This window comes from Pseudomonas sp. LB-090624, from assembly GCF_003205205.1.
Classification (GTDB): domain Bacteria; phylum Pseudomonadota; class Gammaproteobacteria; order Pseudomonadales; family Pseudomonadaceae; genus Aquipseudomonas.
This window is the reverse complement of the sequence record NZ_QJRL01000021.1, coordinates 92,161-101,360: the sequence shown is the minus strand read 5'-3', so window position 1 is coordinate 101,360 and position 9,200 is coordinate 92,161. Positions and strand designations below refer to the sequence as shown.

Here is a 9,200-nt window from a genome sequence, read left to right as displayed (position 1 = left end):
CCTCTACCGCCGTACCCTTACCAAGCCACCCCGCATGGCATGCGGTTGCGCAATGGCCGGGTGTGTTGGGCGTGGGGTTTAGGGTGTGGCAGAAATCGAGCGCCGCCCGCGCGGCGCATCGCGAGCTGCGCTCGCTCCTACATTTGTTTCGGGCCAGTCACGCCTGTGACAGGCGCGCGCGACCGCCTTGTTTTACGACGCGATATCGCGACATGCGCCCAGGCGTACGCGCGCAAATCCCCCAGAAATAACTGGCCAGAAACAACCGTAGGAGCGAGCGCAGCTCGCGATGCGCCGCGCGGGCGGCGCTCGATCTTCCACGCGACGCACCTCAACCGCCATACCCTTACGAAGCCACACCGCATGGCATGAGGTTGCGCAATGGCCGGGTATGTTTGGCTAGAAACCCGCCTCCAGACCCAGCAGGTCCTGCACCGTCTGCCGTCGGCGAATCATCCGCAGTGCGCCGTTCTCGATCAGAAACTCCGGCAGCAGCGGCCGGCTGTTGTAGTTCGACGACATAGACGCGCCGTAGGCCCCGGCATCGTGAATCACCAACAGGTCGCCCACCTGTGCCTGGGGCAGGTCCTGCGGGGTCAGCTCCTGGTCATCTTGCGTGAACACGTCACCCGATTCACACAACGGCCCTGCCACCACGGTCGGCTGCCTTGGGCGGTCCACCGGCTGGCCGTTGGCATCGAGCAGGGTCATGCCGTGGTAGGCACCGTACATCGCCGGGCGCATGAGGTCGTTGAAGCCGGCGTCAATCATGACGAAGGTATTGCGGCCCACTTGCTTCACGGCACGGACTTCGGCCACCAGGTAGCCCGACTCCGCCACCAGGAAGCGCCCGGGTTCGATCTCCATGCGCACCGGGTGGCCGAGCATCGCTTCGATCTCCTTGCGCGCCACCGCCCAGGTCTGCGCATAACGCTGCAGGTCGACCGGTTTGTCGGTGCTGCGGTAAGGGGTGGAAAGCCCGCCGCCGATGGAGAACGCCTCGATGTCCACGCCCAGGCGGCCGATCAGCTCGATCATCGAGCGGGCGACCTGTTCCAGGTGCTGGTAATCGACCCCGGAGCCAATGTGCATGTGCACGCCCACCAGGTGCAGGCCGTGGGCCTTGATGCACGCCAGCGCCTCGTCCAGCTCTTCGTGCCAGATGCCATGCTTGCTGTTTTCGCCGCCGGTATTGGTCTTGCGGCTGTGGCCATGGCCGAAGCCTGGGTTGATGCGGATCCACACGCGGTGGCCAGGGGAGCGTTCACCGAGCTGGCGCAGCATGTCGATGGAGCCGGCGTTGACTTCTATCTTCTCTGCCACCACCCGCTCCAGCGTGGAGCGGTCCAGGGCGTCGCAGGTCAGCACCACGCCGGCCGGATCACCCTCAACGCTGGCACCGGCCGCGAACGCCCGCTCCATCTCACCCAGCGATACCGCGTCCAGCACCAGGCCGTGGGCGCGCATCAGGCGCAGGACGTGCAGGTTGGGGTTGGCTTTCTGGGCGAAGCGCACGGTGTCGAACACCTTCAGTTGCGCGACGCGCGCGGCGATGGTGCTGGCATCGTAGGCCCACAGCGGCGAGCCGTGCTGGCGAACCGCCTCGGCCAGGAGGGTGAAGGGTGCAGTCATGGTGGCGCTACTCGTAAAAGGAAGACTACGAGAATGAGCTAAAGCAGCGATTCAGAAAAATAGCTTTTTTTCCGTGTGCCATTCATATCTGATATGGGGTATGTCGATCCTGGGGGTGTTGCCGTGAAACTGTCTGTCCGCCATATCGAAGTATTCCGCGCCATCATGGCAGCCGGTAGCGTCACAGGGGCGGCGCGCCTGTTGTTCACCTCGCAGCCCACCGTCAGCCGTGAGTTGGCCCGGTTGGAGCAAGTGACCGGGCTGAACCTGTTCGAACGCGAGGGCGGCCGCCTGGTGGCTACGGCCCAGGCATTGCTGTTGATCGAGGAGGTTGAGCGGGCCTATGTCGGGCTGGAGCGGATCGACCGTTTTGCCCAGGCCATTCGCAACTTCGAGCAGGGGCGGCTGGCCATTACCTGTTTGCCGCTGTTCTCGCAAACCCTGTTGCCCAAGGCTTGCCAGCGCTTTCACCAGCAGCACCGAGGGGTAAGCGTGAGCATTTTGGCGCAGGAATCGCCCTTGCTGGAGGAGTCGTTGGTTGCCCAGCAGCATGACTTGGGCTTGACCGAGGTCGAGCAGATTCCGCGCGGGGCTTATGGCGAACTGTTGTTCAGCGCCAACATGGTGTGCGTCCTGCCTGAAAACCACCCGTTGCAGGCCAAGGCCGAGCTGGAATTGGCTGATTTTCACGATATCGAGTTCATCAACCTGGCCAGCCTGGACACCTACCGACAACGCCTGGATCAGCACTTTCGTGCGGCCGGGGTTAACCGCCGCACGGTCATCGAAACCACCAGTGCCGCTTCGGTGTGCGCCATGGTCAGGCAAGGCCTGGGGGTGGCGATCATCAACCCGCTGAGCGGGCTGGAGGCGGCCCAGAGCGGGTTGCCGATCCGCAGGTTGCGGGTGTCGGTGCCGTACCAGGTCATGCTGATACGCCCCGACCACCGGCCGGCATCGGCAGCGGTCGAGCCGTTTTGCGAGGCGCTGCGGGTGCAGGCGCGGGCGATGCAGGCAGCGTTGATTTAAACCCTGGCAGGCTCTTTGTGGGGGCGGCGTTCAAAGCTCGCAGACCAAGGTTCCAGTACCGGCCAGGATGTTCTCCAGGGTTTCCTTCACTTCATCCATGTCACTCAGCTCGCTGGTCAGGTTGATTTCCAGTGCTTCATCCCCCTTCAGTGCGTCCCGGTCGCCGGCCGCCACTTCGATCAGCAGGCGCTTGGCGCTCAGGGTCACTTTAAGGCCATCTAGCGTCGACGGCTCGTCATCCAGCGTCAGGTCGACGGTGTCCTCGTCCGGGTAACGGGTAAGCAGGAACATCTGACCCTTGTCGCTGTGGCAGCACAGGGTCGCCATGTTGTCTTCCTCGTCATCGCAAGGGGTGGCGAACAGCAGGGCGGTGTCGATTTGCATGAGCAGGCTCGGATCAAAGGAAACGGAAGGGAATTCTGACAGTCTTGGCTACATGCATAAACGTAAAGTTACCCCCCCTTGACCGAAATTGTCGCAGCGCTGCAAGCCTTGATGACCGCTCAGTCGTTAAGCTTCGGCGAGCCCTGGGCGTGCCTGCGCACGTCAACGTCTGGTTTTTACCGTCCGCCTTGCCACGGGTTGGCTATTGTTGACCCGTAGATGGCGCACGCAGCGACGCTTCAACTATTACAAAGCCCAAGCGGAGTACCACAGATGGCGTTCTTCACCGCAGCCAGCAAAGCCGACTTCCAGCACCAACTGCAAGCGGCCCTGGCGCAGCACATCAGCGAACAGTCCCTGCCACAAGTGGCGCTGTTCGCCGAACAGTTCTTCGGCATCATCTCTCTGGACGAACTCACCCAGCGCAGGCTTTCCGACCTGGCCGGCTGCACCCTGTCAGCCTGGCGCATCATCGAACGCTTCGACCCCGAATACCCGCAAGTACGGGTGTACAACCCCGATTACGAACGCAACGGCTGGCAATCGACCCACACCGTGGTCGAAGTGCTGCACCATGACCTGCCGTTCCTGGTCGACTCGGTACGCACCGAGCTCAACCGCCGTGGCTACAGCATCCATACCCTGCAGACCACCGTGCTCAGTGTGCGCCGTGGTGCCAAGGGGGAGCTGCTGGAACTGCTGCCCAAGGGCAGCCAGGGCGAGGGGGTACAGCACGAGTCGCTGATGTACCTGGAGATCGACCGCTGCGCCAACGCCGCGGAACTTACCGTGCTGACCCGCGAGATCGAGCAGGTGCTGGCCGAGGTGCGCGTGGCGGTCGCCGACTTCGAACCGATGAAGGCCAAGCTGCGCGAAGTGGTGGCGCAAGTGGAACAGACAGCCTTCGGCCCGGCGCAACACGAAAAGGGCGAGGTGAAGGCCTTCCTCGAGTGGCTGCTGGACAACCATTTCACCTTCCTGGGCTATGAAGAATTCACCGTCAAGGGCGACGCCGGTGGTGGCCAGATGGTCTACGACGAGCAGTCGTTCCTCGGCCTGCCGCGCCGTCTGCGCGTGGGCCTGACCGCAGAAGAGCTGCGCATCGAAGACTACGCCGTGGCCTACCTCAACGAGCCGCTGCTGCTGTCGTTCGCCAAGGCTGCGTTACCGAGCCGTGTGCACCGCCCGGCCTACCCGGACTACGTGTCGATCCGCCAGCTGGACGCCGACGGCAAGGTCATCAAGGAACATCGCTTCATGGGCTTGTACACCTCGTCGGTGTACGGCGAAAGCGTGCATGCCATTCCGTATATCCGCGTGAAGGTGGCCGAAGTCGAGCGCCGCTCGGGCTTCGACCCCAAGGCCCACTTGGGCAAAGAGCTGGCCCAGGTGCTGGAAGTCCTGCCACGTGACGACCTGTTCCAGACCCCGATCGACGAGCTGTTCACCACGGTCATGGCGATTGTGCAGATCCAGGAACGCAACAAGATCCGCGTGTTCCTGCGCAAGGACCCGTACGGCCGCTTCTGCTACTGCCTGGCGTACGTGCCGCGGGAAATCTACTCCACCGAAGTGCGGCAGAAGATCCAGCACGTACTGATGGAGCGCCTGAAGGCCAGCGACTGCGAGTTCTGGACTTTCTTCTCCGAGTCGGTGCTGGCCCGTGTGCAGCTGATTTTGCGGGTCGACCCGAAAAACCGCATCGACATCGACCCGCAGCAGCTGGAACGTGAAGTGATCCAGGCCTGCCGCTCGTGGCAAGACGATTACTCGACGCTGGTGGTCGAGAACTTCGGTGAAGCGCAGGGCACCAACATCCTCGCCGATTTCCCCAAGGGCTTCCCGGCCGGCTACCGCGAGCGCTTTGCCGCCCACTCGGCGGTGGTCGACCTGCAGCACGTGCTGAACCTGTCGGAAAGCAAACCGCTGGCGATGAGCTTCTACCAGCCGCTGACCCAGGTGGGCGAGCGCATCCTGCACTGCAAGCTGTACCACGCCGACACTCCGCTGGCGTTGTCCGACGTGCTGCCGATCCTGGAAAACCTCGGCCTGCGTGTGCTGGGCGAGTTCCCGTACCGCCTGCGCCATGCCAATGGCCGCGAGTACTGGATCCACGACTTTGCGTTCACCTACAGCGAAGGCCTGAGCCTGGATATCCAGCAGCTCAACGACACCCTGCAGGACGCCTTCATCCACATTGTCCGTGGGGATGCCGAGAACGACGCTTTCAACCGCCTGGTGCTCACCGCCGGCCTGCCGTGGCGCGACGTGGCCCTGCTGCGTGCCTACGCGCGCTACCTGAAACAGATCCGTCTGGGCTTCGACCTGGGCTATATCGCCAGCACCCTGAACAACCACACCGGCATTGCCCGTGAGCTGACCCGGTTGTTCAAGACCCGCTTCTACCTGGCGCGCAAACTTACCCAGGACGACCTGGACGACAAGCAACTGCGCCTGGAACAGGCCATCCTCAGCGCCCTGGACGACGTGCAGGTGCTCAACGAAGACCGCATCCTGCGCCGCTACCTGGACCTGATCAAGGCCACCCTGCGCACCAACTTCTACCAGCCGGATGCCAATGGCCAGAACAAGTCGTACTTCAGCTTCAAGTTCAACCCCAAGCTGATCCCCGAGCTGCCCAAGCCGGTTCCCAAGTTCGAGATTTTCGTCTATTCGCCACGGGTCGAAGGCGTGCACCTGCGCTTTGGCAACGTTGCCCGTGGTGGCCTGCGCTGGTCCGACCGCGAAGAGGACTTCCGTACCGAGGTGCTGGGGCTGGTGAAAGCCCAGCAGGTGAAGAACTCGGTCATCGTACCGGTCGGCGCCAAGGGTGGTTTCCTGCCGCGTCGTCTGCCGTTGGGTGGCACCCGTGACGAGATCGCCGCTGAAGGCGTGGCGTGCTATCGCATCTTCATTTCCGGCCTGCTCGACATCACCGACAACCTGAAGGACGGCGGCGTGGTGCCGCCAGCCAACGTGGTGCGCCATGACGATGACGACCCGTACCTGGTGGTAGCGGCCGACAAAGGTACTGCGACCTTCTCCGACATCGCCAACGGCATCGCCATCGACTACGGTTTCTGGCTGGGCGATGCTTTTGCCTCCGGCGGTTCGGCCGGTTACGACCACAAGAAGATGGGCATTACCGCGCGCGGCGCCTGGGTCGGCGTGCAACGCCACTTCCGCGAACGCGGCATCAACGTGCAGGAGGACCCGATCAGCGTCATTGGCGTGGGCGACATGGCGGGCGACGTGTTCGGCAACGGCCTGCTGATGTCCGACAAGCTGCAGCTGGTGGCAGCCTTCAACCACCTGCATATCTTCATCGACCCCAACCCGGAGCCCGCTTCCAGCTTCGCTGAACGCAAGCGCCTGTTCGACTTGCCGCGCTCGGCCTGGAGCGACTACGACACCAGTATCATGTCCGAAGGCGGCGGGATCTTCCCGCGCAGTGCCAAGAGCATTGCCATCAGCCCGCAGATGAAAGAGCGCTTCGCCATCGAAGCCGACCGTTTGACCCCGACCGAGTTGCTCAATGCGCTGCTCAAGGCCCCGGTAGACCTGCTGTGGAACGGTGGCATCGGGACCTACGTCAAGGCCAGTACGGAGAGCCACGCCGATGTTGGCGACAAGGCCAACGATGCGTTGCGGGTCAACGGCAACGAACTGCGCTGCAAAGTGGTGGGTGAGGGCGGCAACCTGGGCATGACCCAGCTCGGTCGGGTCGAGTTCGGCCTGAACGGCGGCGCCACCAACACCGACTTCATCGACAACGCCGGGGGCGTGGACTGCTCCGACCACGAGGTCAACATCAAGATCCTGCTCAACGAAGTGGTGCAGGGTGGCGACATGACCGAGAAGCAGCGCAACCAGCTGCTCGGCAGCATGACCGACGAAGTGGGCGCCCTGGTGCTGGGCAACAACTACAAGCAGACCCAGGCACTGTCCCTGGCCGCCCGCCGCGCCCGTGAGCGGATTGCCGAGTACAAGCGCCTTATGGCCGACCTTGAAGCGCGTGGCAAGCTGGACCGCGCCATCGAGTTCCTGCCGTCCGAAGAGCAGCTTGCCGAGCGCTTGGCTGCCGGGCAGGGCCTGACCCGCGCCGAGCTGTCGGTGCTGATCTCGTACAGCAAGATCGACCTCAAGGAGCAACTGCTGAAGTCGCTGGTACCGGACGACGACTACCTGACCCGCGACATGGAAACCGCGTTCCCGCCGTCGCTGGTCAACAAGTTCGCCGAGGCCATGCGCCGTCACCGCCTGAAGCGCGAAATCGTCAGCACCCAGATCGCCAACGACCTGGTCAACAACATGGGTATCACCTTTGTCCAGCGCCTGAAAGAGTCGACTGGCATGAGCCCGGCCAATGTGGCCGGGGCCTACGTGATCGTGCGTGACATCTTCCACCTGCCGCACTGGTTCCGCCAGATCGAGGCGCTCGACTACCAGGTGCCGGCGGAAATCCAGCTGACCCTGATGGACGAGCTGATGCGCCTGGGCCGGCGGGCTACCCGTTGGTTCCTGCGCAGCCGCCGTAACGAGCAGGACGCTGGCCGTGACACGGCGCACTTCGGGCCGAAGATCGCGCAGTTGGGGCTCAAGCTCGACGAGCTGCTCGAAGGCCCAACCCGCGAACGCTGGATGGTGCGCTACCAAGGCTTCGTCGAGGCTGGGGTACCGGAGTTGCTGGCGCGCATGGTGGCCGGCACCAGTCACCTGTATACCCTGCTGCCGATCATCGAGGCGGCCGACGTCACCGGGCATGACCCGGCGCAGGTGGCCAAGGCGTTCTTCGCCGTGGGCAGCGCGCTGGACCTGACCTGGTACTTGCAGGAAATCAGTAACCTGCCGGTGGAAAACAACTGGCAGGCACTGGCTCGCGAAGCGTTCCGTGATGACATCGACCTGCAGCAGCGGGCCATCACCATCTCGGTACTGCAGATGGCCGATGCCCCGGAGGACATGGACGCCCGTGTCGCCCTTTGGGCCGAGCAGCATCGGGTGATGGTAGAGCGCTGGCGCGCCATGCTGGACGACCTGCGCAACGCCACCGGTACCGACTACGCGATGTACGCGGTCGCCAACCGCGAGCTGGTCGACCTGGCCATGAGCGGGCAGGCGGCGGTGGTACCGTCCTGAGCCTGGTGGTGAGGTAAAACAAAGCCCCGGCAGCAATGCCGGGGCTTTGTTTTTGTCTGGGCCCGTGAGGCCGGTACAGGCTTACTTGAACCGCCGCTCCACACCTTTCTCGACCAGGATCTTGGCGGAAATTTCTTCCACCGAAAAATGCGTGGAGTTGATGTTGGGGATGTTCTCCCGGCGGAACAGGCTCTCCACCTCGCGCACTTCGAACTCGCACTGGGCAAAGCTGGAATAACGGCTGTTGGGCTTGCGCTCGTGGCGGATGGCGGTCAGCCGGTCGGGGTCGATGGTCAGCCCGAACAGTTTGTTGTGGTGCTTTTTCAGCACTGCCGGTAACTGCAGGCGCTCCATGTCGTCTTCGGTGAGCGGGTAGTTGGCGGCGCGGATGCCGAACTGCATGGCCATGTACAGGCAGGTAGGGGTCTTGCCGCAGCGCGACACGCCCACCAGGATCAGGTCGGCCTTGTCGTAGTAGTGGGTACGTGCGCCGTCATCGTTATCAAGGGCAAAGTTGACCGCCTCAATGCGTTCCATGTAGTTGGAATTGCCGCCGATCGAGTGCGATTTGCCCACGGAATACGACGAATGGGCGGTCAATTCTTGCTCGAGCGGGGATAAAAACGAAGAAAAGATGTCGATCATGAAGCCGTTCGACGTCGCCAGGATTTCGCGGATGTCCTGGTTGACGATGGTGTCGAAGATGATCGGGCGCACCCCGTCACGCTCGGCCGCGGCGTTGATTTGCTGGACCATGGTCCGCGCCTTGTCTGGCGAATCGATGTAGGGGCGAGTGAATTTGTTGAACGGTATGCTCTCGAATTGCGCGAGCAGACTCTGGCCCAGGGTTTCGGCAGTGATACCGGTGCCGTCGGAGATGAAGAACGCGGTTCGTTTCATTTGCGATCTGGGCCTTAAGCTGATGACGATTCTTGGATATGATAGGTTCGGTTTGCCGAATGCGGCTGTTCGGCATTCTGCCACAATTGCAGACCCTATTTTCCAGGTACAGGCCA

Annotated in this window: 5 protein-coding genes; 2 read left to right on the top strand and 3 right to left on the bottom strand. The window is 62.8% G+C overall.

Features of this window, described 5'->3' with window-relative positions:
• Positions 1-399: 399 nt before the first annotated feature.
• Positions 400-1,632, bottom strand: coding sequence for a diaminopimelate decarboxylase (lysA, locus tag DMX11_RS18630; RefSeq protein WP_110745843.1), 1,233 nt, complete (start codon positions 1,630-1,632; stop codon positions 400-402).
• A 123-nt stretch (positions 1,633-1,755) separates the two neighbouring features.
• Between lysA and DMX11_RS18625 the strand changes: the two genes are divergently transcribed.
• Positions 1,756-2,661 carry a LysR family transcriptional regulator gene (locus DMX11_RS18625; protein WP_110745842.1) on the top strand — a complete coding sequence of 302 codons (906 nt, stop codon included), beginning with the start codon at positions 1,756-1,758 and terminating at the stop codon, positions 2,659-2,661.
• Between the two features lie 30 nt (positions 2,662-2,691).
• Here DMX11_RS18625 and DMX11_RS18620 read toward each other — a convergent pair whose 3' ends face one another.
• Positions 2,692-3,045 carry a hypothetical protein gene (locus DMX11_RS18620; RefSeq protein ID WP_110745841.1) on the bottom strand — a complete coding sequence of 118 codons (354 nt, stop codon included), beginning with the start codon at positions 3,043-3,045 and terminating at the stop codon, positions 2,692-2,694.
• A gap of 273 nt (positions 3,046-3,318) precedes the next feature.
• On the opposite strand from DMX11_RS18620, the gene DMX11_RS18615 reads away from it, so the two are divergent.
• Positions 3,319-8,184 carry an NAD-glutamate dehydrogenase gene (locus DMX11_RS18615; RefSeq protein WP_110745840.1) on the top strand — a complete coding sequence of 1,622 codons (4,866 nt, stop codon included), beginning with the start codon at positions 3,319-3,321 and terminating at the stop codon, positions 8,182-8,184.
• Between the two features lie 81 nt (positions 8,185-8,265).
• Here DMX11_RS18615 and DMX11_RS18610 read toward each other — a convergent pair whose 3' ends face one another.
• Complete coding sequence (locus DMX11_RS18610) at positions 8,266-9,084, bottom strand: pyruvate, water dikinase regulatory protein (RefSeq protein WP_012271263.1); 819 nt, start codon at positions 9,082-9,084, stop codon at positions 8,266-8,268.
• Positions 9,085-9,200: the final 116 nt, after the last annotated feature.